Source organism: Novimethylophilus sp. (assembly GCF_036504375.1).
In the GTDB taxonomy this organism is placed as follows: Bacteria; Pseudomonadota; Gammaproteobacteria; order Burkholderiales; family Methylophilaceae; genus Novimethylophilus.
On record NZ_DASXVH010000052.1, the window covers coordinates 17,788 to 41,565 of the forward strand.

Genomic DNA, 23,778 nt, shown 5'->3' on the forward strand with positions numbered 1-23,778 from the left:
GTCACACCGTGCGCTGCGACAGCGCTATCAATTGCTCAAGTTTATGTTTGGCGATTCCGGTATCTATGGCCTGGGCGGCGGCGGCAATGCCCGCTTTCAGGCTGTCCGCGATGCCTGCGACATAAATTGCCGCGCCGGCATTGAGCAATACGATATCGCGGGCCGGGCCTGCCTGGCCCTCTAGCACGGACAGAAGCATATCTTTGGACGCACCGGCATTCTGAACGCGGATGTCCGTCGCGCAGTGCAAGCTCATGCCGAACTGCTGCGGGTTCAACACATATTCGTTCACGCGACCGTCTTTCAGTTCTGCGACAAAAGTATCGCCGGCAAAAGAAATTTCATCCATGCCGTCCGCGCCGTGCACCACCATGACGTGCCGGCTGCCGAGTTGCTTCAGCACGTGTGCGAGCTTGCCGGTCAGATCCTTGTCGAACACGCCCATCACCTGGTTTTTGGCGCCGGCGGGATTGGTCAGCGGTCCCAGCAGGTTGAACAATGTACGCACGCCCAGATCGCGACGCACCGGAGCGGCGTGCTTCATCGCGCTGTGGTGATTGGGAGCGAACATGAAGCCGATGCCGATTTCGTTCACGCATTTTGCCACTTGTTGCGGCGTGAGGTTGACGTTGACGCCGAGCGCTTCGAGCACATCCGCGCTGCCGCAGGTAGAGGACACCGAGCGCCCGCCGTGCTTGGCGACCCTGGCGCCCGCGGCTGCCGCGACGAAGGCGGCTACGGTGGAGACGTTAAAGGTCTGGATGCCGTCGCCGCCGGTGCCGCAAGTGTCGATCAGGTGTTCGTCGGCCGAAATTACCACCTTGGTCGAAAGCTCGCGCATCACCTCGGCGGCGGCGGCGATTTCGTCGACGGTCTCGCCTTTCATGCGCAGCGCGATGAGTAACCCGGCGATCTGCGCCGGCGTCAGTTCGCCGCCCATGATTTGGCGCATCACGTCCAGCATCTGCGCATGCGTCAGATCGCTGCGCTCGAGCAGCAGTTGCAGTGCTTCTTTGGCGGAGAGCGGCATCAGTAGCTCTTGAGGAAATTATCCAGCAATTCGTGCCCGTACTCGGTGAGAATGGATTCCGGGTGGAACTGCACGCCTTCGATCGGCAGCGTCTTGTGGCGCACCCCCATGATTTCGTTGTCCGGCGTCCACGCTGTGATTTCCAGGCAGTCCGGGCAGGTTTCGCGCTCGATCACCAGCGAATGGTAGCGCGTCGCGGTGAACGGGTTGGGCAGGCCCTTGAACACGCCGACGTTATTGTGCGACACCGGCGAGGTCTTGCCGTGCATCAGCTGCTTGGCATGCACGATGTTGCCGCCGAACGCCTGGCCTATGCTCTGGTGGCCCAAACATACCCCCAGAATCGGCACCCTGCCGCCGAATTCCTTGATCAGCGGCACCGAAATCCCGGCCTCGTTGGGCGTGCACGGCCCCGGCGAAATGACGATATGGCGCGGCTTGAGTTCGGCCACTTTATGGAGATCGATCTCGTCGTTGCGGTACACCACCACTTCCTGCCCCAGCTCGCCCAGATATTGGACGAGGTTGTAAGTGAACGAATCGTAATTGTCTATCATCAGCAGCATGGTGTTCTCCTAGCGGTGCGCCTCGTCGTCGAGGCCTTCCAGAACCATTTCGGCGGCGCGCAGCACGGCGCGCGCCTTGTTCCGGGTTTCCGTCCATTCGCTCTGCGGCACCGAGTCGGCGACGATGCCGGCCCCAGCCTGCACGTAAAGTGTGCCCGCCTTGACCACCGCGGTGCGGATCGCGATGGCGACGTCCATGTCGCCGTTGAACGCGAGATAACCCACCGCTCCGGCGTAGATGCCGCGCTTGGAGGGCTCCAGTTCGTCGATGATTTCCATCGCCCGCACCTTGGGCGCGCCGCTCACCGTGCCGGCGGGGAAAGTCGCCTTGAGCACGTCGATCGCGTCCATGTCGGGCTTGAGCCTGCCTTCGACGTTGGACACGATATGCATCACGTGCGAATAGCGTTCTATCATCATGTTGTCGGTGACTTTGACCGTGCCGGTCTGCGCTACGCGGCCGACGTCGTTGCGGCCCAGGTCCATCAGTTGCACGTGCTCGGCGCGCTCCTTGGGGTCGGCCAGCAGCTCTTCGGCCAGCGCCAGATCCTGCTCGCGGGTCTTGCCGCGCGGGCGGGTGCCGGCGATGGGGCGGGCGGTCACGACGTCGCCTTCCAGCCGCACCAGGATTTCCGGCGACGAACCGACTACGTGATGATCGCCCATGTCGTAGTAGAACATGTACGGCGACGGGTTGAGGCTGCGCAAGGCGCGGTACAGCGACAGCGGCGGCGCGGCAAAAGGCTGGCTCATGCGCTGCGATAGCACCACCTGCATGATGTCGCCGTCGAAAATGTAGCGCTTGGCCTTTTCCACCGCGGCCATGAAATTGGCTTCGCCGAATTCGGAAAAGGCTGCGGCAGGCGCCATCGCCGGCGCAAACGGAATGGCCGCCGGCTGGCGCAGCGCTTCCAGCAGTTCGCGCAGACGGGCGCAGGCCTGGGCATAGGCGCCGGCCAGCGACGGATCGGCATAGACAATGAAATACAGCTTGCCAGACAGGTTATCCACCACCGCCAGCTCCTCGGTCAGCAGCAGCAGCACGTCCGGCGTGCCGAGCACGTCCGGTTTTTGCGTATCGGCGAGGCGCTGCTCGATATGGCGCACCGTGTCGTAGCCGAAATAGCCGGCCAGCCCGCCGGTGAAGCGCGGCAAACCGGCAGCGGGCGCTACCTTGAACCGTGCCTGGTAGTCCTGGACGAAATCGAGCGGATTGACGTTCCCGGCGGTCTGGATGACGGAATCACCGGATTTGACCTCGACGTCGCGACCGTAGGCCACGATGCGCGTTTTGGCCGGCAGGCCGATGAAGGAATAGCGGCCGAAGCGTTCGCCGCCCTGCACCGATTCCAGCAGGTACGAATAAGGCCGGTTGGCGAGCTTGAGGTAAAGCGAGAGCGGGGTGTCGAGGTCGGCGAAGGTCTCGGCGACCAGCGGTATGCGGTTATAACCCTGACGGGCAAGATGGTTGAATTCCTGTTCGGTAATCGTGTGCAGCATAAAAACTCCAAATCTGTTGGGTGAGAGGGCGCGTGGCGATCAGCTCAGTGCCACCATCGCCAGCTTTCTCCCGGAAGATTGAAGAGTCTCATGCTTTACAGGTCGGCTTTACGGATTAATCTGGTTGCCGCGAGCAGACTGTCCACCACCGCATCCTGATCCAGCAGGCTCACATGATTCCCATGATTGTAGCCGTAGGGAACGCAGAATACGTGGCAGCCGGCGGCGCGGGCGGCCTCGGTGTCGTTTTGCGAATCGCCTATCAGCAGCATTTTGTCGGGCGTGATGCCGAAATGCTCGCAGGCGTGCAGCAGCGGCATGGGATGGGGCTTCATTTTCGGCAAGGTGTCGCCGCTCAGGATCAGCTCGAAGTAATGGTGCAGATCGGTCTGCTTGAGCAGGGGCACCGTGAAGCGCTCGGCCTTGTTGGTGATGCATGCCAGCCGGTAGCCCGTCTGCCGCATCGCTTGCAGGCCCTCCACCACGTCGGGGAACGGGCGGCTGTGCAGGCTCAGCACCTCGTGATAATTTTTTTCGAATAGGGGCTTGGCGCGGGCGAACAGCTCCGCATCCGGCTCGCCATGCATGTCGCCGGTCAGGGTGCGCTTGATGAGCTGGCCGACGCCGTTGCCGATATAGGATTTGAGCGTTTTTTCCGACACCGGCGGCATGCCGAGGTCCGCCAGCATGCGGTTGGCGGCTTCGGCCAAGTCCGGCGCGGTATGCAGCAAAGTGCCGTCAAGGTCGATGACGACGGCTTTGATCGGCAGCGGAAACAACTGACCGTCATCCATGTGTTTTCTCTTTGTCTTTGCCGTCCTTGGGGGCTACCGGCTTGTTGTCTTTGGCGGCACCGTCTTTCTTCGCATCGGCCATGCCGTCGGCGGCTTTATCGTCTTTTTTGGCTTCGCCCTCGGCCGGCGTATCGCCTTTCGCTGCGGTTTCGGCGGCTTTTTTCGGCGAGGCCGCGTTGCTCAGGGTGGGGTCGAGCTTGCCGGCCTTGATGTCCTCGTCCGCGGATTTCCAGCCGTCGAGGATGGACGACGGACTCTGCGTCTCGTTTTCCTTCATGCAGGCTTCGGGCTGCTTTTGCGAGACGCGGCAGGCGAAGCCGATGGCCTCGGCGTCCGCAATCTTCTGTTCTGTCGCGCCGGTAAGCTTGTCGCAACCGGCAAGGGACAGCGCCATCAAAACGCAGGCGAGGGCACGCATGATCAGGCTTTGGCCAGCTCGGCGCGCAGCGCGGCGATGACGCTGTCGTAACGGTGCGGGTCGCTGTCCTTGCCCGCGCCGTAGACCGCGGAGCCGGCGACAAAGGTGTCGGCGCCGGCGCGGGCGATCTCGGCGATATTGGCGGTATTCACGCCGCCGTCGATTTCCAGCCAGATTTCGCGGCCGGTCTTTTCGGTATAGGCGTCGATCTTGGCGCGCGCCTGCTTCAACTTGGTGAGCGCCTCGGGGATGAACTTCTGGCCGCCGAAGCCGGGGTTGACCGACATCAGCAGGATCATGTCGATCTTGTCCATCACGTAATCCATGTAATCCAGCGGCGTGGCCGGATTGAACACCAGGCCGGCCTTGCAGCCCTGGTCGCGGATCAGCGCCAGCGAGCGGTCGATATGGTCGGAGCCTTCCGGGTGGAAGGTGATGATGTTGGCGCCAGCCTTGGCGAAATCGGGAATGATGCGGTCCACCGGCTTCACCATCAGGTGCACGTCGATGACGGCGTCGGTCAGCGGGCGGATGGCTTCGCAGATCAGCGGGCCTATGGTCAGGTTGGGGACGAAATGGTTATCCATCACGTCGAAGTGGATGATATCGGCGCCGGAGGCGAGGACGTCGGTGATTTCCTGCCCCAGCTTGGCAAAGTTGGCCGACAGGATGCTCGGGGCGATACGGAAGGGTTGGGCCATGATTGTTCTTTCCAGCGCAAAAAAGGAACTATTTTAACCGCATTTTGTTTTATAGAAACTTTCCGATTCAGGATAAACAGCTGAAATTGTTGCTTAAGCACCCGCGATAACGGAAAATTGGCATATGCATCTGTTTGCCCTTGGCGTTAACCATACTACCGCTCCCCTGTCCGTACGCGAGCACGTGGCCTTCCATAGCGAAAGTCTGGGGCAGGCATTACGCGACCTGACCACGCACGGCGCGGTCAAGGAAGCCGCGATCCTGTCCACCTGCAACCGCACCGAACTCTATTGCCATACGGACGAGCCGCAGTCGGCGCTGGACTGGCTGGCGCAATATCACCGCATCGAACCGCAAACGATACAACCCTACGTCTACAGCCTGCCGCAGCAGGAGGCCGTCAAGCACGCTTTCCGCGTCGCCTCCGGGCTGGATTCCATGGTGCTGGGCGAGCCGCAGATCCTGGGCCAGATGAAGCAGGCGGTGCGCATCGCCGAGCACGCCGGCACCATGGGCATGCTGCTGCACAAGCTGTTCCAGCGCACCTTTGCCGTGGCCAAGGAAGTGCGCTCGACCACCGACATCGGCACCAGCTCGGTATCGATGGCGGCGGCTTCGGTGCGCCTCGCGCAGCGCATATTCGGCGATTTCAAGGGACTCAAGGTGCTGTTCATCGGCGCCGGCGAGATGATAGAACTGTGCGCCGATCATTTCGCCGCGCAGCATCCGGCCGCGATCACCGTCGCCAACCGCACGCTGGAGCGCGGTGCGCTGCTGGCGGAAAAGCTGGGCGGCAAAGCCATCGTGCTGGCCGACTTGCCCGAGCATCTGGCCGATTTCGACATCATCGTCACCTCCACCGCCAGCCAGTTGCCTATCGTGGGCTTAGGGTTGGTGGAACGCGCGATCAAGACGCGCCGCCACCGGCCGATGTTCATGGTCGATCTCGCGGTGCCGCGCGATATCGAGCCGGAAGTGGCCGATCTCGACGACGTGTTCCTCTACACCGTGGACGACCTCGCCGAGATCGTCAAGGAAGGTATAGGCAACCGCATGCAGGCGGCGGAAGAGGCCGAGGTCATCATCAACGTGCGCGTCGACAATTTCATGCACTGGCTGGAAATGCGCGAGGCAGTGCCGACCATACGTGCGCTGCGCGACCATGCTGAGCGGCTGCGCCGCCACGAGCTGGAACGGGCGCACAAGGCGCTGGCCAATGGCGAAGAGCTGCAGCAAGTGCTGGAGAGCATGAGCCAGTCCCTCACCAACAAGCTGCTGCACGGCCCCAGCCACGCCTTGAACAACGTGCGGGGCGACGAGCGCGCGCAGCTGGAAACCTTGCTGCGCCAGCTGTACCAGATCCACAATTCCTAGTCGGCGCGGAACGCGCGCAACCCAAGCTGTACCCCAAGTGAACTTGATCAGATGAAGCCCTCGATGCAGAAAAAGCTCGCCACCTTGAGCGAGCGCCTGGAAGAACTCAACCGCCTGCTGTCCAGCGAGAATGCGACCGCGGACATGGACAACTACCGCAAGATTTCGCGCGAGCACGCCGACATCACGCCGGTGGTCGAGCATTACCGCGGGTTCCTCAAAATCGAGTCCGATATCGCCGACGCCCAGGCCATGCTGGCGGACCCCGAGATGAAAGCGTTCGCCGAGGAAGAGCTGGCCGCAGGCAAAATCCGGCTGGAGCAGGCGGAAACCGAGCTGCAGAAGCTGCTGCTGCCCAAGGACCCCAACGACGAGCGCAACATCTTCCTGGAAATCCGCGCCGGCACCGGCGGCGACGAATCGGCGCTGTTTGCCGGCGACCTGTTCCGCATGTATTCGCGTTATGCCGAACGCCAGCGCTGGAAAGTGGAAGTGGTCTCCGCCAGCGAATCCGAGCTGGGCGGGTACAAGGAAATCATCGCCCGGATTGAGGGCCAAGGCGCCTATTCCAAGCTCAAGTTCGAGTCGGGCGGGCACCGCGTGCAGCGCGTGCCGGCCACCGAAACCCAGGGCCGCATCCACACTTCGGCCTGTACCGTGGCGGTGATGCCGGAGGCGGACGAGGTGAGCGACGTGGTGATCAACCCGGCCGATCTACGCATCGACACCTATCGCGCAAGCGGTGCCGGCGGCCAGCACATCAACAAGACCGATTCCGCGGTGCGCATCACGCATATTCCCACCGGCATCGTGGTCGAATGCCAGGACGACCGCTCGCAGCACCGCAACAAGGCGCAGGCGATGAGCGTGCTGGCGGCGCGCATCAAGGATGCCCAGGTGCGCGAGCAGCAGTCCAGGGAGGCCGCCACGCGCAAAAGCCTGGTCGGCAGCGGCGACCGCTCGGAGCGCATCCGCACCTACAATTTCCCGCAGGGCCGCATCACCGACCACCGCATCAACCTGACGCTGTACAAGATCGACGCCATCACCGAAGGCGATCTCGACGAACTGGTGAACGCGCTGGCCAGCGAGCATCAGGCCGAGCAGCTGGCGGCGCTGGGTGAGGATAATTAAGCTTTCCTGCCTTGGATTTGTGGCTGAAAATTTACTCGATAGCCAAATTGCATTCAGCAGTTGTTTTAGCTTTGTGGCGGATGTTGCAAAACGACCCATTGCGGACGATCCAAATTCTACATAGCGGAAGTTCAACGGGCGGGCGTAAGCCGGATGTTAGGTGTCAATTGGGTTGTACCAATGGTTTGTCCAATGGATTCTCTGGCTTTTCCGTGGAACTCTTAACGAGTCTTTCTGCTGCATCCAATATCACGGCGGCGTTAGATACCGCGCTCTTACTATCCCGAGTTCCTGATATCTCGGCTCTAAACTCATCAATCATTTCATCTTTGAGGTACTTGAGAAAAGCGTTTGTTCCTTCGAGTACGTTCGCATCGTACAAGTTAAGGATGTCCGCGGGCGCTGATGCTTCAATCAATTGCCGTTCGTTTACATGTTTCCAGATTTCGGCGTGATTCATAGATGGAAAAAGAAACATTGATGCCTTGGTGATGCGCGACATATAGAAACCGCTATACGCGGCATATAGAGCCCAGCCTCGCTCAGAAATAAAGGGGCGATCCAATTCTGTGTCATTTTGCTTTTTCAGGAACGCTAGATGCTCGGGGTTCTTCAACAAAATCTCGAAATTCGATTTTGTTGAAGGGTTTGATCCGTACTTTTGTACCCAATCTATTGGAAGTACTGCCACGAACATGGAGGCGGCGGACATTTCATTCCACGCTAAAACTGAATTCCAAACAGTCTCAATAGCCTTAATTTTGCGAGGCAAGATGGTAATTTGAGATTGCGAATAGGCGATATGGCCGGCTGAAGTTATATCGCTTAGCGTGGAGTTCGCTCTTTGTAACTGTGACCTCAGCTCCTCAAGCTTTGAGTCATTATCCAGCCGTATATCTGCTGTAAGGCGGGCCACAATCCATGTTCGCCCAAGCCAAATGGCGGCGGCAAAAAGTCCGACGGACACGGCTGACGTGGTGAGGATTTCTTCGAAGGCCATATTTACTGCGACCCCTAACGAAGCTGTAGAAAAAGTATTTTCATTTGCGAATCGTGCCGCAAGTCAAATTGGAAGGCAACCTCGACCGGCTGCTCGTGGCCGATATGAGGCATTCCTGGCATAACGAATCAACACGAATGAAAATCTCCGTGCCACCGGTTCTTGACCGAAATCAACCGCGGATTACGGATACCCGGATTTATAAGCCCAGCAGCTTGTTGAGCTTTTTCTTGGCTTTTTCTTCCGGTGTCAGCTTGGGTTTTTCCTGTGGCGCCGGTTGCGGTGCGGCTTGCGGTTGGGTTGAATCGGGCGTCGCTGGAGCAGCGGGCGGTGCCGGCGCCTCCGCTTTCTTCTTGCCGCCCAGCAGGCCTTCCAGCGCACCCGCCTTGTCGCCACCGAGCAGTTTCTGCACCGCTTCGCCCTTTTCGCCCCCGACCTTGCCCAGCAGGTTTTTCTGCGCGACGGCCGCGCCGAGCGCGGCGAAATCCAGGCCGTATTTCGGGCTGGAGAAGGTGCCGGTGACTTTCACCGGAAACGTCAGCCCGTTGAGCGCGCCGATATCGGCGCCGCCCTGGCCCTTGAGCGAAGCCACCACGGTGGGCTTGGCGACGTAGTCGAGCTTTTCGCTGCCGATGTCGATGTCGCCGCTGCCGGCGATACGCAGCAGGGGCGACTTGATGTCGAGGTCGTCGTTATGCGCGACGCCGCCCACGATCTTGAAGCTGGCCTTCATTTCGCTGAAATCGGTTTTTTTCTTCTGGTCCGCTCCCAGCGTATTGCCCTTGAAATTGAATTTGCCTTTGATGTCGCGGAGGGTGCCGGCGATGTCGATGCCTTTTACCGCGCCGTCGGCCAGGTTCACCGCCGCAGTGCCGTTCAGCGCCTTTTTCAGCGCGCCTACGGTGGCACCCTGGGTCTTGAGGTCGGCGACTACCGTGCCCTTGCCTTCCAGCATGTCGTTGTTGATCGCATCCACCAGCAGCGGGCCTACCGCCACGTTCTTCATTTCCTGTTTGAAAGCGACCGCCGGCGTGGCGCGGGCGTCGACACTGAGGGTACCGTTCATGCTGCCCTGGTAGAGGTCGGCCGAGAACGGCGCCAGCGTTGCCTGCCCGTCTTCGGCCTTGACGCCGAGATGCACGTTGGCGGTTTTGACGTTGGCGATCTTGAGCCAGCCCACGCGCGCCTCGCCGCTGGCATTCAGTGTTTTCAGCGCGGAAAGATCGAGCGGTGTATCCGCTTGCGCTTTGGCGGCGGGCTCTTTCTTGGTCAGATAGCGATCGGCGTCCAGCTTGTCGATGTCGACGTTGAAGCTGAATTGCGGGTCGTGAAACCTGGTGATACCGAGGACCGCCTTGACCTGGCTATCGTCGATCCTGGCTGAGAGCGGGTTGATATTGAGTTTCTCACCGTCGGCCTTGAGGTCGATGCGGACGCTGGATGCCTGGGTCTTGCCGTATTTAAGGCTGCCCACGCGCAGGCTGCCGTTGGCATTCAACGCTTTCAGCGCCGACAGGTCGAGCGGCTTGGCCGGGCCGCTGTCGGCGGTTTTCGTGGTTGCGGGCGGCAGGTAGCGGTCGGCGTCGATGCGGTCGATATCGAGGTCGAAGGTGTACAGCGCGCGCTCGAAATGGCTGATGCCGATGCTGCCCTTGATCTGGCTGTCGTCGAACTTCACGGACAGCGGATTGACGGCGAGCGTCTGGCCATCGGCCTTGACCGTGGCCGCGAGGTTGGCGATGCGGTACTTGTCGTAACTGATCGCGCCGATGTTGAGCGTGCCCTGCGCCAGCACGTTCTTCAGCGCGGAAAGGTCGGCCGGCTTGGCAGCCGCTTCCGGGTTGGTTTTCTCTTGTTTGCCAAGCAGCTTGTTGAGATCCAGCTGATCTGCGGTGAGGTCGAATTTGACGCTGGGTTTGCTAAAGCCGGCTACCGCGATGTTGCCGTTCAATTTGCTGCCATCGATATTGGCATGGAGTGCTACCTTGGCCTGTTCCCGCTTGAGATTGGTATGTGCGTCGATGCTGAAGCTGGCCTGCATGCCGCCCCCGGGCAGTGCCGGGTCTTTCACGTCCACATCGCCGGCCAGCTTGGGCAGGTCGAAGACGCGGTTTTCCAGGTCGCCGGAAAAGGGCGAGGAAAACTTGCCCGAAAGCGTGCGCTTGCCCTGCGAGCCGGAAATCTCCCCGCTGATGCTGGAGCTCTGGAAAGCACGGGGCGAACCTTTGAGGTCGGCGATTACCAGCTTCGCAGTCACCTTGTCGTCGCCCTGGGTCTGGGTCTGGGTCAGGCTGACATGCGCTTCCTTGCCACTGACTTCGTCTTTCTGCGCGGTGAGGCTGGGCGCGTCCAGCTCCAGTTCGATGGCCTTGTTCTCGAGCCTGGCTCTGGCCGCCAGTTTCAGGCCGTCGATAAGGAATTCCATGGTCTCGGGCCTGGCGTCGAGGTCGCCGGAAAGCTTGAGGTCCAGCCCCTTGGCGGAGGCCACGTCGCCCTGCAGTGCGAGGTCCATGCCCTTGGCGACATAATGCTTGTGCTCGGTATCGGCCAGCAGCTCGCCCTTGAACTGCATCTTGGCGTCGATTCTGGGGTTGTCGCCTTTGACAACGAAGCTGGTTTGCAGGTCGATGGGCTGATTCTTTGCGACATGGCCGGTGGTCAGGTCCATCTGGTCTATCGAGAAGTGGCGGTTGCCTTGTTGATCGTCGAGCGCAACGCCGGCATTGGTCACCCGCACGCCGTCGATATCGAACTTGATTTCCTCGGATTCTTCCTTACTCAGCAAATCGTCGAAATTGGTGGTGCCATCCTTGAAGCGCACAATATTGGCGTGCACGCCGTCGATCTTCACGGTATCCACTACCAGTTGCTTGTTCAACAACGGCATTACCGCGACGAACACCTTGGCGTTTTGCATCCTGGCAAACTCCTTGTCACCATTGTGCTCGGAAATGGATATTTTGCCCAGATCCGCGCCCAGCTTGGGCCAAAACGCCAGCTTGATATCGCCCTCGATATTCAGCGTGCGCTGCTTCTTGTCTTTTACCATTTTGACGATCAACGGCTTGTAGTCGTTGGGATTGAACGTGAGTGCGAGAACGGCGACGGCGACGGCCAGCAGGCCGATGAAACCGCCGACCCCGAGCAGAGAATATTTTAGAAGCTTGTTCATGAATTTTTACCCGCGTGATGACTGCGGAAAGTTTAGCACCAGTCGGTTACTGGAAGAAGGCAATCGCCTCGTTGCCGAAGAACCACAACGCCAGAAAGAACGCGGTGAAATAAACGACCGTTACCGCCAGCCAGAAGAAGGCGACATACACCATGACTCCGTCCTGTTCCAGCTCGCCGACGCCATAAAACAGGATCGCCAGACCCGGAAGCACGTTATTCAGCGGCAGCACGCCGAAAGGAATAGCCATTAAGAGCCCGCTTGCCATCAGCACGAAGCCGCCGATCTGCCGGCCCTTGCGCCCTTCGAACAGCCAGACATGGCGTGGCTTGGTGAACCTGCGGCAGAAACCGAGCAGCTTGAGGCAGACTTTTACCAGCAGGCGCCAGCTGTGTTCGTTCATCTCCACCGCGCGGATGCGCTGCGGCAGCACCGGCGATTCGTGGCCGCGCAGCATCTGCCAGCCCAGCACCGCGAACGTCAGCCCGCCGATGACGGTCAGCGGCCCCAGCGGGATAGGCTGCATGAAAGGCAGCACCAGGATGATCGCGATGAAGGAATAAGCCGCCTCGTCCAGCGTATTGATGGCTTCGCCCAGCGTCAGCGGCCGCAATTTCGCCTGCTCGGCAAAGCCGTTCAGCGTGGCGACCAGGGTTTTGTAATCGCACATGGGTGGGTCGGCAGCCTAATGCCAGAAATAGGCCAGCACCAGTGCGCCGAAGCCGATGCGGTACCAGGCGAAGGCGCGGAAATCATGATGCGCGACGAAGCGCAGCAGGGCTTTCACCACCAGCAGCGCGCTGAAAAACGCGGTGACGAAGCCGACCAGAAACACGTCGAGGTCTGCCGCATGCAGCATCTCGCGCCCCTTGTAGACGTCAAAAAACGTCGCGGCGAACATCACCGGAATCGCCAGGAAGAACGAAAACTCGGTCGCCGTCTTGCGCGACAGCCCGAACACCACGCCACCCAATATCGTCGCCCCGGCGCGCGATACCCCCGGAAACAGCGCCAGCGCCTGCGCAAAGCCCACCTTGAGCGCATGCTGCCAGTCCATCTCGTCCACCGCATGCGTATCCGGCTGCGGCGCGTATTTTTCGATGACGAGAATCGCCAAGCCGCCGACGATCAGCGCCAGCGCAACGGTGACGGGCGAGAACAGGTATTGCTTGATCGCGTGGTGAAACGCCAGCCCCAGCACCGCCGCCGGCAGGAAGGCGATGAACAGGTTGACGGCAAAGCGCCGCGACGCCGTTTCCGTTGCCATGCTCGCCAGCACATGGCCGATCCTGGCGCGGTACTCCCAGCACACCGCCAGAATAGCGCCCAGTTGGATGACGATCTCGAACACCTTGCCGCGCTCGTCGTTGAACTGCAACAGATCGCCGACGATGATCAGATGGCCGGTGCTGGAAACGGGGAGGAATTCGGTCGCGCCTTCGACGAGGCCGAGGATGATGGCTTTAAGCAGCAGAAGCAAATCCATAATATTGTCCGGTGAAGTGAGCCCGCAGTATACGTGATGCGGGGCCGGGTTCAGGAGGTCGGGCTCCGTTATTCAGGCTGTTCTGGCCTTCCACGGTGCCACTTTGATCAGCAGCAGCATGCCCGGCAGCGCCGCGGCGAAACACAGCAGGAAGAAACTGGTCCAGCCCATCCATTCCACCAGATAGCCGGTCGTGGCATTGGCCAGGGTGCGCGGAACCGCGGCCAGACTGGTGAACAGCGCGAACTGGGTCGCGGTGTAGAGCGGGTTGGTGGTATGGGCGATAAACGCGACGAAGGCCGCCGTGCCCAGGCCCACGCCAAAGGCCTCGATGCCGATCACGGCCGCCAGCCAGAACAAGCTGTGGCCCACCGTCGCCAGCCAGGCGAAGCCAAGGATCGCAGCCATTTGTATCGCACCGAACAGCCACAGCGCGCGGTTGATGCCCAGCTTGATCATCCATGCGCCGCCCAGCAAGCCGCCGACCACGCTGGGCCACAGCCCGGCGTTCTTGGCGATCAGGCCGATTTCGGTCTTGGAAAATCCCATGTCGAGATAGAACGGCGTCGCCAGCGCAGTGGCCATGCTATCGCCCAGCTTGTAGAAAAAAATGAAGGCCAGCACCAATAAGGCAGAATCCCAGCCGTTACGACCAACGAATTCGTGAAATGGTTCTATCACCGCCTGGCGCAGCGTTTTCGGCGCGCCAGGCTTGATGTCGGGTTCGTTCACCAGCAGCGTCATCGCCAGCCCCGGCAGCATAAACAATGCGGTAATCAGGAACACCGCATCCCACGGCAAGCGGTCTGCCAGCACCAGCGACAACGCGCCGGGAACGAGGCCGGCAATCTTGTAGGCGTTGACGTGGATCGCATTGCCCAGGCCCAGTTCGATATCCGGCAGCAGTTCGCGCCGGTAGGCGTCGATGACGATGTCTTGCGAGGCCGAGAAAAACGCCACCACGCCGGCGAGATAGGCGATGGCCCACAGGTCCGGCGTCGGATGCAACCCGCCGAACAGCGGAATCGACAGTAGCAGCGCGGCCTGGGTCACCAGTAGCCAGCCGCGGCGGCGCCCCATCGGCAAGGCGTAGCGATCGAACAGCGGCGCCCAGATGAATTTCCAGGTGAACGGCAGCTGGATCAGCGCAAACAGGCCAATGGATTTGAGATCCACATGTTCCGAGCGCAGCCAGGCCGGCAACAGGCTGATGAGGATGTAGAGCGGAAGGCCGGAGGTGAAGCCGGTAAAGATGCAGATCAGCATGCGCCGGTTAAGCAGCGCGGTTTTCCATGCGGTTTTGGTCATGGCCGACACCTTACCGGAATCGCGGACGCTGTGCCACAATGCCGTAGCGCAGGCGGCCCCGCCTGCATTATTGAAACGCTTACTGCAGGCGGGCCGCCTGCGCTACAGGGTATGCTCGAACTCAGCTATTTCTCAGCCTTTCTCGTCGGCCTCTTGGGCGGCGGCCACTGCGTCGGCATGTGCGGCGGCATCGTCGGCGCGGTAACGCTTTCGCTGCCTGGGCAGCGGCCCAGAATGCCGTTCCTGCTGACCTACAACTTCGGCCGCATCGCCAGTTATACCTTGGCCGGAGTGCTGGCCGGGCTGATCGGCGCTTCGAGTTTTTTTCTCGACCATGTGTTGCCGGTGGAGAAGCTGCTGTACCTGCTGGCCAGTCTGATGCTGGTGGTGCTCGGACTCTACCTTGCCGGCATCTGGCACGGCGTGCTGGTGCTGGAGCGTGCCGGCGGCGTGCTATGGAAGCAGTTGCAGCCGCTGTCCAACAATTTCCTGCCTGTCAAAACCCATCGCCAAGCCTTCGCGCTGGGGGTGGTGTGGGGCTGGCTGCCGTGCGGGCTAGTGTACAGCGTGCTGGTGGCGGCATTGGCAACCGGCAGCGCGGCGCAGGGCGGCTTGCTGATGCTGGCGTTCGGGCTCGGCACCTTGCCTGCCTTGCTGGCGATGGGGCTGGCAGCCGTCCGGCTCAAGGCATGGCTGCAGAATATCTGGGTGCGGCGTGCAAGCGGCGTGCTGGTGCTGGGGTTCGGGGTGCTCGGTTTGCTGAGGCTGGCTCAGGCGGTCTGAAAACGGTACATCGCCAGGTTGCCCAGTAGGTTGGGCAGCACGCCTACGGCCTTGCCGTCCGTCATCACCAGCCGTTCGCTGACGCGAATGCTGTGTTCCGCGCAGAAAGCGTCGAAGTCGTGGATCGTGCACATGTGCACGTTGGGCGTGTCATACCACTGGTAGGGCAGGCTCTTCGACACCGGCATGCGCCCGACCATGAGTTGCAGGCGGTGTTTCCAGTAGCCGAAATTGGGAAAGGTGACGATCACTTCCTTGCCCACGCGCAGCATTTCCAGCACGATGCCTTCGGTCTGGTAGACCGCCTGCAAGGTCTGCGACAGGATCACCACGTCGAACGAATCGGCTTCGAAGCCGGACAATCCTTCTTCCAGGTTCATCTGGATGACGTTGATGCCGTTTTGGACGCAGGCCAGCACGTTGGCATCGTCTTTTTCCACGCCGTAGCCGTGCACGTTGAGCGTATCCCGCAGATAGCCCAGCAGCGAGCCGTCGCCGCATCCCAAGTCCAATACCTTGGCGCCCGGCGCGATCCAGCGGGCAATGGCGGCGAAGTCGCGGCGTTCGGTGGCGGCTTCGGCGAAATGCCGGTGAGCCTGTGCGGGTACGTGGATCATTCCATGTTCTCCAGGTAGGCGCGCACCACCGCATGGTAATGCGGGTCGGGCATCAGGAAGGCGTCGTGGCCGTGCGCCGCGGTGAGCTCGGCGTAAGTGACCGCCAGTTCGTTGTCCAGCAGCGCCTTGACGATTTCGCGCGAACGGGCCGTCGAGAAGCGCCAGTCGCTGGTGAACGAAACCACGAGGAAATCGGCTTTGGCGCGCTTGAGCGCGGCACTCAGGTCGCCGCCGAAGGCCGCCGCCGGATCGAAGTAGTCCAGCGCCCGCGTCATGCGCAGATAAGTATTGGCGTCGAATTCGCCGGCGAACTTGTCGCCCTGATATCGAAGGTAGGACTCCATCTCGAACTCGACGTCGAAGCCGTACCGGATTTCGCCATGTTTCAGCTTGCGGCCGAATTTCGCACCCATGGCATCGTCGGAAAGATAAGTGATGTGGCCCAGCATGCGCGCGATGCGCAAGCCGCGGCGCGGCACCACGCCGTGCCCGTAGAAATCGCCGTCGTAGAATTCCGGGTCGGTGATGATGGCCTGGCGTGCGACCTCGTTGAACGCCATGTTCTGCGCGGTGAGATTGGGTGCGGCGGCGATGACCAAAGCATTTTTCACGCGATCCGGGAAGGTGAGCGTCCACTGCAGCGCCTGCATGCCGCCCAGGCTGCCGCCCACCACCGCGGCGAAGCGGCGGATGCCGAGGTGATCGGCCAGCTGCGCCTGCGATGCCACCCAGTCTTCCACCGTGACCACGGGGAAGCGCGATCCCCAGGGCTTGCCTGTCGCCGGGTTGATCGTGGCGGGCCCGGTGGAGCCGTGGCAACCGCCCAGGTTGTTGACGCCGATGACGAAAAACTTGTCGGTATCCAGCGGTTTGCCGGGCCCTATCATGTTGTCCCACCAGCCGGGGTATTTGTCGTCTTCGCGGTATTTTCCGGCGACATGGTGCGTGCCCGACAGCGCGTGGCAGATCAGCACTGCGTTGGATCTGTCGGCGTTGAGCGTGCCGTAGGTTTCATACACCAGGTCGTATTGTGCCAGCGTCGCGCCGCATTGCAATGCGAGCGGCTTGCTGAAATGCGCGGTTTGCGGGGCGACGATGCCAACAGAGGATAAATCGGACATGCGCGGATTATACTATGCCTTATGGCACCTGCTTATCCGCTTAATATCATTCCTTATCAAGGCATTTTGCCGCAGATCGGCTCCGGCGTTTACATCCACGCTTCCGCCGGCGTCATCGGCGACGTCGTGCTGGGCGACGATGCTTCGGTGTGGCCGGGCACGGTAATCCGCGGCGACGTCAATGCCATCCGCATCGGCGCCGGCACCAACGTGCAGGATCTGTCGGTGCTGCACGTCAGCCACAAGTCCGAGTGGGACCCCGGCGGCTCGCCGCTCGTCATCGGCAGCAACGTTACCATCGGTCACAAAGTCATTTTGCACGGCTGCACCATCGGCGACGAATGCCTGATCGGCATGGGCGCCATCGTCATGGACAAGGTCGTGGTCCAGCCGCAAGTGCTGATCGGCGCCGGCACGCTGGTGCCGGAAGGCCGCGTGCTGGAATCCGGCCACCTCTACCTGGGCAGCCCGGCGCGCAAGATCCGGCCGCTGACGGAGCAGGAGCGAGGGCGTTTCCTGTATTCGGCAAAGCATTACATCCGTCTCAAAAACAGTTACTTGGATGCGGCCGGCGGCTGAGTCTGCTATAATCCGACACCCGACTCAGCAATACCCAAGGAATCCTCATGCGTCTCGAAGTTCACCTGCACGGCTACATCTACCTGTGTGAGGGCGTGACGCGGCGCCAGGTCGAAACCGCGATGCGCCCGCTGTTCGATTACCTGGATGTCGAGAACATGGGAGAAGTGCAAAGCCTGGAAGACAACCAGCCCGGCATCGTCTACCACCAGCGCGACTTCGGCCTGGAAATCTGCTGCACGCTGGATGTCGGCGGCAGCTTCTTCGCCGCGCTGGAAGGCGCGATGAGCGGCATCGGCCATCTGGCCGAGCAGGGCACCGCGATGGAAGTGATCCTGTACCACGACGACGGCCGCGACGAAACCCAGCTGATTTTCATCGGCCCCTCCTCAGAAGCCATCTACGACGCCCAGCGCCGGCGCATGGTGGAGGATGTCACCGGCCTGCTGCGCCGCCAGTTCAGCGAAGCCGGCACCGACGAGGTGGTGAAGCTGATCAACGACCTGTTCCGCCGCGAGCGCGGGCAGGCGGCCGCTGCTGCAGCAGCGACCGAAGAACCCGACGATTTTCCGACTTCGCAGATGCCGGGGAGCATAGGGCGGAGAAGGTTGCACTGAGCGCTGATGTCGTCATTCCGGGGCCGTCGCAGACGGAACCCGGAATCCAGGGAGTTGAAAAAGCCGAGGCAACTCGGCTTTTTATTTTTGATTGGGTCAAAATCAAAACCGTCGGTCTCGGCCGACAGCCGAGATACTTTCCTTTGCTTGCCCAAAGGAAAGTAACCAAAGCAAAGGGCACCCCGGTGCCACGCCCCCTACGGGGGTTCCCTGCGCTGCTTCGCCAAGCCGGGCGGCTGCGGAACTCGCTGCGCTCAAACAGTCCTCGCCGAATTCCCCGTCTCGGCTATGCTGCTCGGCGTGGCACAGGGGAATGGGGTGGGAAGTCATCTGTTGAAGTAATTGAAGCTACAACAGTAATTGATTTATATATAATTCGGCTAACAACCAGAGGGGTGCCGTTATGCAATTGGAATTCAACCTAGAGCGATTTGAAAATTCGGCTCACCAGAACGGAATCCGTTATTGGATTGCACACGAATTTATGGTTACCCTTGGGTATGAGACGTGGGCCTCTTTTCAAAACGTAATTAATAAGGCTATGGCTTCTTGTGCTTCGCTAAATGTGCAAATACAAGAAGTTTTTATTCCCGATGTATTCGTCGAAGGAGGGAAAGAGGTCAGCACCTTTCGCCTGACACGTTTTGGTTGCTTTCTGGTTACCATGCATGCGGATTCAAAGAAGCCACAAGTTGCCCAAGCTAAAACCGTTCTTGCCGCCATTGCTGATGCGCTAGTAGAGCAGCAAATCCAGAAGGATGCATTGGAACGGATTGAGGTTCGTGATGAACTCAAGGGTGGAGAATCCATAATGAGCGGCATCGCTTACCAAGCTGGTTTACAAACAACAGAATTTGGCATTTTCAAAGACGCTGGTTTTCGCGGAATGTACAACCTGTCTTTGCAACAACTCATTAAGCATAAGGGAGCAACCATAGAGAAGGGCCGCACCCTTTATGATTTCATGGGTAAGACAGAACTGGCTGCCAATCTATTCCGTGTGACGCAAACTGCTGAGCGCATAAAGAACGTAGGGGCCTCGGGGGTACGTCAGTTAAGTAGCACCGCCCAAGAAGTTGGTAAAGAAGTGCGAAATATCATGCTTAAATCGAGCGGTATTGCACCAGAGCACCTACCGCTTGATGAAGATATTACGAAAGTAAAGGGGCAGCTTAAATCTGCTGCCAAGGAAATGAAGAAGCTCGACGGCCCTAAAAAAGCATCTCCTAAAAAGGCCTCTAGGTAAACTCAAGGTTGGATATCTGAGCTTGAACTGAGTCAAATCTTGAATAAACACACTCCCAATTGTTCTTAACGGCGACCTACCGCTCCGTTCCCCTGTGCCACGCCGAGCAGCACAGCCGGGCCGGGGAATTCGGCGAGGACTGTCTGCAGCGAGTTCCGCAGCCGCCCGGCTTGGCGAGCAGCACAGGGGAGCCCGTAGGGGCCGTGGCGCGGGGTGTCTTTTTCTTGCACCGATTTCTTTTGGACAAGCAAAAGAAATCGGTTCGGTTGTCGGCCGAGACCGACGGTTTTAAGGTTTTAATCCCAAGACAAAACTGCCCCTCACCCCTGCCCTCTCCCGCAAGGGGAGAGGGAGTGGCAGGCTACGGCAACCTCCCCTGCGTCACCCGCATCACTCCCGCCAAATCCGCTCCCGATCCCACCTCCCCAAACCCTGCCTTCCGCAGCAATTTGGCCACCGCCTCTGCCTGATCGTACCCATGCTCCAGCAATAGCCACCCGCCGCCAACCAGATGTGCCGGCGCCGCGCGCACGATCAACCGAATATCGTCCAGCCCATCCGCGCCTGAAGCCAACGCCGCAGCCGGCTCGAAGCGCAGGTCGCCCTGCGCCAGATGCGGGTCGTCCGCGGCGATATAGGGCGGATTGCTGACGATGACGTCGAACTGCTCGCCGGCCAGTGCCGCAAACCAGTGGCTCAAGTGGAATTCGGCATTGCCCGCGCCGAGCTTGCGCGCATTGTCGCGTGCGACTTCCAGCGCGGTGGGCGAGCTGTCGATGCCGGTCACGCGGGCTTGCGGCCGGTGCCTGGCAATGGCAATGGCGATCGCGCCGCTGCCTGCGCCCATGTCCAGCACGCGGCAGGGCGTAGTGGGTGGAATGCGCGTCAGCGCGGCGTCGACCAGGGTTTCGGTGTCCGGGCGCGGGATCAGTACCGCGGGCGTGACGCTGAAATCGAGGCCGTAGAACTCGCGTTCGCCCAGCAGGTAGGCCACCGGTTCGCCGGCCAGCCGCCGCTGCAGCAATTGCTGGAAAACGGCGGCCTGCGCCGGGGAGGGGATGTCGTGTTCGTGGGCGATCAGCCAGGCGCGGCTGACGGCGCCGACGGCTTGGCGCAGCAGGGCCTGGGCTTCGATGCGGGCTTCGGCGTCGGGCAGCTGGAGTGCCTGGGCGATCTGGCGGCGGGCGTTTTGCAAAAGCTGGGCGATGGTGGATGGGGCAAGCATGTTGGCTGGGATGGAGTCGATGGCGCAATATTACCTGTATTGTGGGGGCGGGCGTTGCGCTCGGCGGGGGTTGTGGTTAATCTTGCGGATGCGATGTTTGCATCAGCCCGCAATCCTTCACCGCGACCCCAAGGAGAATGGAAATGACCGACGGCATCACCCCCAATGACAAGAATATTGCTGTGCTGACCCATCTTGGCGGCATCTTTTTCGGCTTCATCCCGGCGCTGGTGGTCTGGCTGCTGAAGAAGGACGACAGCCCTTTTATCGGCGGGCAGGCGCGCGAGGCGCTGAACTTCCAGGTCACGGTGCTGATCGGTTATGTCGTCGCCTGGGTATTGGCCTGGGTACTGATCGGATTTTTGCTGCTGCCGGCAATTTATGTCGCCAATCTGGTCTTATGCATACTGGCGGCAGTCGCCGTCAGCAAAGGCGAAGACTACCGTTATCCGTTGGCGTTGCGTTTAATCAATTAGGAATTTTTACTGCATGAACAATCCCTTGCTTCATTTCGGCGGTTTGCCGCAATTCGACCGCATCCGGCCGGAACACGTCACGCCTGCGGTCGAGCAGTTGCTGGAAGAGAGTCGTACCTTGCTGGCGCAGCTCGAAGCCGATGCCGCCGCACCCCGCTGGGATAATTTCGTGCGCCCGCTGGAAGACGCCGAGGAACGCCTGGGCCGCGCCTGGGCGCAGGTGTCGCATACCAACTCGGTGGTCAATACGCCCGAGCTGCGCGAGGCCTACAACGCCAATTTGTCCAAGCTCACCGCATTCTACGCCGACTTGTCGCAGAATGAGGCGCTGTACGCCAAGTACAAGCAGCTGCGCGCCGGTGCCGATTTCGAGCGCTTGAGCGCGGCGCAGCGCAAGATTATAGAAAACGAGTTGCGCGATTTCCGCCTGGGCGGCGCCGAGCTGCCGCAGGACAAGAAGGCGCGGTTCAAGGCGATTCAGGAAGAACTGTCCGCGCTGTCGGCCAAGTTTGAGGAAAACGTGATGGACGCGACCGATGCTTACGCGCTGTTCATCGAGGACGAAAGCCGCTTGGCCGGTATCCCCGCCGATGCGCTGCAAGCCGCGCGCGAAGCGGCGGAGAAGGATGGCCAAGGTAAAGACAATAAAAAGCCGGGCTGGAAGTTCACGCTGCATTTCCCTTCCTACATGCCGGTGCTGCAATACGCGGACGACCGCAAGCTGCGCGAACAGCTATATTTTGCCTATGCCACGCGCGCCTCGGAATTTGGTAAGCCGGAACTGGACAACACCGGGCTCATTGCGCAGATTCTCAAGTTGCGGCGCGAAGCCGCGCGGCTGCTGGGCTACGACGATTACGCACAGGTTTCGCTTGCCACCAAGATGGCGCAGACGCCGGCGCAGGTGATGGATTTCCTGCGCAGCCTGGGAAGCCGCGCGCGGCCGTTCGCCGAGCGCGACATGGACGAGTTGCGCGAGTTTGCCGCAAAGCTGGGCCTGGACGAGCTGGAAGCCTGGGATGTGGCCTATGTTTCGGAAAAACTGCGCGAAGAGCGCTACGCCTTTTCCGATCAGGAAGTGAAGCAGTATTTCCCCGAGCCGCAGGTGCTGCAAGGGTTGTTCCGCGTGATCAGCTCGCTGTACGGCGTGCAGGTGCGCAAGGCCGATGCGCCGGTGTGGCACGCCGACGTCGGCTTCTTTGAGATCGTCGACCGCGACGGCCAGTTGGTCGGCCAGTTCTATCTCGACCTCTACGCCCGCGACAAGAAGCGCGGCGGCGCCTGGATGGACGAGGCCATTACCAGGCGCAGAAAGGTGCACGGCATCGAGACGCCGGTGGCCTTCCTCACCTGCAATTTCTCCGCGCCGGTCGGCAACAAACCGGCGCTGTTCACGCACGACGAAGTGATCACGCTGTTCCACGAATTCGGCCACGGCCTGCACCATCTGCTGACCAAGGTCGAGGAATACGGCGTTTCCGGCATCAAGGGCGTGGAGTGGGACGCGGTCGAACTGCCCAGCCAGTTCATGGAAAATTTCTGCTGGGAATGGGACGTGCTGCGGCATATGACGGCGCATGTCGATAGTGGCGAGCCGCTGCCTAAGCCGCTGTACGACAAGATGGTCGCCGCGAAGAACTTCCAGGCTGGCCTGCAAACCCTGCGCCAGATCGAGTTCGCGCTGTTCGATATGAGATTGCATGGCGAATTCGACCCGCAGGGCAGCAAGACCGCGCTGGATTTGTTGCTCGAGGTGCGCAAGGAAGTCGCGGTGGTGTTCCCGCCGGTCTACAACCGCTTCCCCAACAACTTCACGCACATTTTCGCCGGCGGTTACGCAGCGGGCTACTACAGCTACAAGTGGGCAGAAGTGCTGTCGGCGGACGCCTACAGCCTGTTCGAGGAAAATGGCGTGCTGAGCGAGGAAACCGGCCGGCGCTTCTGGAGCGAAATCCTGGCCCAGGGCGGCTCGCGCCCGGCACTGGAATCCTTCGTCGCATTCAGGGGCAGGGAGCCGACGCTGGACGCTTTGCTGCGCCACAACGGCATGGTGGAAACGGCGGCATGAGATTCGCCTGGGTATGGGTTCTGCTGGCAGCCGTTCCGGCCTGGGCCGGCGACCTGTACAAATGGCAGGCCGAGAACGGCATCACCCGCTACAGCGACCAGATGCCGCCTCCCGGCGCGAAAAACGTGCAGAAGCTCAAAAGCACGGTCAATGCGCTGATGGCCGAAAAGCCGGCGGCGGCGCTGCCTGACGAGTCGCGCACAGCGGCCATGAAACATCCGATCACGCTCTACTCCTTCGACGATTGCGGCGATCCTTGCAAGCAGGCGGAGGCGTTTCTCGACAAGCGCGGCGTGCCATATACCGTCAAGAGCAGCAATGCGGACAAGGCTGAAATGAAGAAGCTCACCGGTAAACTGGAAGCGCCGGTGATTGTGTTCGGCAACACCGCCCCCATCGCCGGCTTCGAGGAAGGCCGCTGGAACAGGGAGCTGGATCTGGCAGGTTATGCCAAGAGCAACCCTTACCTCAAGCCCGGCGCGAGCATGGCGATCAAGTCGCCGCCCAGGGAGCAGGCGCCCGGCTCCGAAACCGCGCCGGGAAATAATCTGCAATGAAGCTG

At 60.6% G+C, this 23,778-nt stretch carries 23 protein-coding genes; 9 read left to right on the forward strand and 14 right to left on the reverse strand.

All coding sequences use genetic code 11. The features are described from left to right. Nucleotide 1: 1 nt before the first annotated feature. The 6 genes from trpD to rpe form a co-directional block, all read right to left on the reverse strand. On the reverse strand, nucleotides 2-1,030 hold the full coding sequence (gene trpD, locus VGK14_RS08425) for an anthranilate phosphoribosyltransferase (RefSeq protein WP_331508568.1): 1,029 nt from the start codon (nucleotides 1,028-1,030) through the stop codon (nucleotides 2-4). Then, the gene (locus VGK14_RS08430; RefSeq protein WP_331508570.1) at nucleotides 1,030-1,596 is read right to left on the reverse strand and encodes an aminodeoxychorismate/anthranilate synthase component II; all 567 of its coding nucleotides are present in this window, start codon (nucleotides 1,594-1,596) and stop codon (nucleotides 1,030-1,032) included. The genes trpD and VGK14_RS08430 overlap by 1 nt, the downstream gene beginning before the upstream one ends. Nucleotides 1,597-1,605: 9 nt before the next feature. Continuing rightward, a complete protein-coding gene (gene trpE, locus VGK14_RS08435; RefSeq protein ID WP_331508571.1) occupies nucleotides 1,606-3,096 on the reverse strand; it encodes an anthranilate synthase component I in 1,491 nt (496 codons plus the stop codon). A 95-nt stretch (nucleotides 3,097-3,191) separates the two neighbouring features. Beyond that, the gene (locus VGK14_RS08440) at nucleotides 3,192-3,890 is read right to left on the reverse strand and encodes a phosphoglycolate phosphatase (RefSeq protein WP_331508572.1); all 699 of its coding nucleotides are present in this window, start codon (nucleotides 3,888-3,890) and stop codon (nucleotides 3,192-3,194) included. Then, complete coding sequence (locus VGK14_RS08445) at nucleotides 3,883-4,308, reverse strand: hypothetical protein (protein ID WP_331508575.1); 426 nt, start codon at nucleotides 4,306-4,308, stop codon at nucleotides 3,883-3,885. The genes VGK14_RS08440 and VGK14_RS08445 overlap by 8 nt, the downstream gene beginning before the upstream one ends. Before the next feature lie 2 nt (nucleotides 4,309-4,310). Beyond that, nucleotides 4,311-5,009, reverse strand: a complete 699-nt coding sequence (gene rpe, locus VGK14_RS08450; protein WP_331508576.1) for a ribulose-phosphate 3-epimerase — start codon at nucleotides 5,007-5,009, stop codon at nucleotides 4,311-4,313. Between the two features lie 124 nt (nucleotides 5,010-5,133). Between rpe and hemA the strand changes: the two genes are divergently transcribed. Together hemA and prfA are read left to right on the forward strand one after the other, a co-directional pair. Continuing rightward, on the forward strand, nucleotides 5,134-6,384 hold the full coding sequence (gene hemA / locus VGK14_RS08455) for a glutamyl-tRNA reductase (RefSeq protein ID WP_331508578.1): 1,251 nt from the start codon (nucleotides 5,134-5,136) through the stop codon (nucleotides 6,382-6,384). Nucleotides 6,385-6,435: 51 nt separating this feature from the next. After that, entirely contained in the window at nucleotides 6,436-7,518 is a 1,083-nt protein-coding gene (prfA, locus tag VGK14_RS08460) for a peptide chain release factor 1 (RefSeq protein ID WP_331508579.1), read from the forward strand. 163 nt (nucleotides 7,519-7,681) lie between these two features. Here the strand turns inward: prfA and VGK14_RS08465 are convergent, their stop codons facing one another. The 5 genes from VGK14_RS08465 to VGK14_RS08485 form a co-directional block, all read right to left on the reverse strand. Beyond that, a complete protein-coding gene (locus VGK14_RS08465; protein WP_331508580.1) occupies nucleotides 7,682-8,518 on the reverse strand; it encodes a hypothetical protein in 837 nt (278 codons plus the stop codon). Nucleotides 8,519-8,717: 199 nt separating this feature from the next. Next, nucleotides 8,718-11,690, reverse strand: a complete 2,973-nt coding sequence (locus VGK14_RS08470; protein ID WP_331508582.1) for an AsmA family protein — start codon at nucleotides 11,688-11,690, stop codon at nucleotides 8,718-8,720. Between the two features lie 46 nt (nucleotides 11,691-11,736). Continuing rightward, nucleotides 11,737-12,360: an exopolysaccharide biosynthesis protein gene (locus tag VGK14_RS08475; protein WP_331508584.1), complete on the reverse strand. Its 624-nt coding sequence runs from the start codon at nucleotides 12,358-12,360 to the stop codon at nucleotides 11,737-11,739. Nucleotides 12,361-12,375: 15 nt separating this feature from the next. Beyond that, nucleotides 12,376-13,176 carry an undecaprenyl-diphosphate phosphatase gene (locus tag VGK14_RS08480; RefSeq protein ID WP_331508585.1) on the reverse strand — a complete coding sequence of 267 codons (801 nt, stop codon included), beginning with the start codon at nucleotides 13,174-13,176 and terminating at the stop codon, nucleotides 12,376-12,378. A 72-nt stretch (nucleotides 13,177-13,248) separates the two neighbouring features. Next, complete coding sequence (locus tag VGK14_RS08485) at nucleotides 13,249-14,484, reverse strand: AmpG family muropeptide MFS transporter (RefSeq protein ID WP_331508586.1); 1,236 nt, start codon at nucleotides 14,482-14,484, stop codon at nucleotides 13,249-13,251. 111 nt (nucleotides 14,485-14,595) lie between these two features. On the opposite strand from VGK14_RS08485, the gene VGK14_RS08490 reads away from it, so the two are divergent. Beyond that, nucleotides 14,596-15,267: a sulfite exporter TauE/SafE family protein gene (locus VGK14_RS08490; protein ID WP_331508587.1), complete on the forward strand. Its 672-nt coding sequence runs from the start codon at nucleotides 14,596-14,598 to the stop codon at nucleotides 15,265-15,267. On the opposite strand, the gene metW is transcribed toward VGK14_RS08490, so the two are convergent. Beyond that, nucleotides 15,255-15,884, reverse strand: a complete 630-nt coding sequence (gene metW, locus VGK14_RS08495; protein ID WP_331508588.1) for a methionine biosynthesis protein MetW — start codon at nucleotides 15,882-15,884, stop codon at nucleotides 15,255-15,257. The two genes, VGK14_RS08490 and metW, sit on opposite strands and share 13 nt — an antisense overlap. Further along, nucleotides 15,881-17,005, reverse strand: a complete 1,125-nt coding sequence (gene metX / locus VGK14_RS08500) for a homoserine O-succinyltransferase MetX (protein ID WP_331508589.1) — start codon at nucleotides 17,003-17,005, stop codon at nucleotides 15,881-15,883. The genes metW and metX overlap by 4 nt, the downstream gene beginning before the upstream one ends. A gap of 21 nt (nucleotides 17,006-17,026) precedes the next feature. Here metX and VGK14_RS08505 point away from each other — a divergent pair, with 21 nt between their 5' ends. From VGK14_RS08505 to VGK14_RS08515, 3 genes are all read left to right on the forward strand, one after another. Continuing rightward, the gene (locus VGK14_RS08505; RefSeq protein WP_331508590.1) at nucleotides 17,027-17,584 is read left to right on the forward strand and encodes a gamma carbonic anhydrase family protein; all 558 of its coding nucleotides are present in this window, start codon (nucleotides 17,027-17,029) and stop codon (nucleotides 17,582-17,584) included. 47 nt (nucleotides 17,585-17,631) lie between these two features. Continuing rightward, a complete protein-coding gene (locus VGK14_RS08510) occupies nucleotides 17,632-18,201 on the forward strand; it encodes a DUF6806 family protein (protein ID WP_331508592.1) in 570 nt (189 codons plus the stop codon). 403 nt (nucleotides 18,202-18,604) lie between these two features. After that, complete coding sequence (locus tag VGK14_RS08515) at nucleotides 18,605-19,447, forward strand: BRO family protein (RefSeq protein ID WP_331508593.1); 843 nt, start codon at nucleotides 18,605-18,607, stop codon at nucleotides 19,445-19,447. 361 nt (nucleotides 19,448-19,808) lie between these two features. Here VGK14_RS08515 and prmC read toward each other — a convergent pair whose 3' ends face one another. Further along, complete coding sequence (prmC, locus tag VGK14_RS08520; protein WP_331508594.1) at nucleotides 19,809-20,672, reverse strand: peptide chain release factor N(5)-glutamine methyltransferase; 864 nt, start codon at nucleotides 20,670-20,672, stop codon at nucleotides 19,809-19,811. A 143-nt stretch (nucleotides 20,673-20,815) separates the two neighbouring features. On the opposite strand from prmC, the gene VGK14_RS08525 reads away from it, so the two are divergent. Genes VGK14_RS08525 through VGK14_RS08535 form a run of 3 tightly spaced genes read left to right on the forward strand, consistent with a single transcriptional unit; the run spans nucleotide 20,816 to nucleotide 23,773 of the window. Next, on the forward strand, nucleotides 20,816-21,148 hold the full coding sequence (locus VGK14_RS08525) for a DUF4870 domain-containing protein (RefSeq protein WP_331508597.1): 333 nt from the start codon (nucleotides 20,816-20,818) through the stop codon (nucleotides 21,146-21,148). Between the two features lie 13 nt (nucleotides 21,149-21,161). Further along, nucleotides 21,162-23,216 (forward strand): M3 family metallopeptidase, encoded by a 2,055-nt coding sequence (locus VGK14_RS08530; RefSeq protein ID WP_331508598.1) that lies wholly within the window; start codon nucleotides 21,162-21,164, stop codon nucleotides 23,214-23,216. Continuing rightward, nucleotides 23,213-23,773, forward strand: coding sequence for a glutaredoxin family protein (locus VGK14_RS08535; RefSeq protein WP_331508599.1), 561 nt, complete (start codon nucleotides 23,213-23,215; stop codon nucleotides 23,771-23,773). Before VGK14_RS08530 ends, VGK14_RS08535 begins: the two co-directional genes overlap by 4 nt. Nucleotides 23,774-23,778 lie beyond the last annotated feature (5 nt).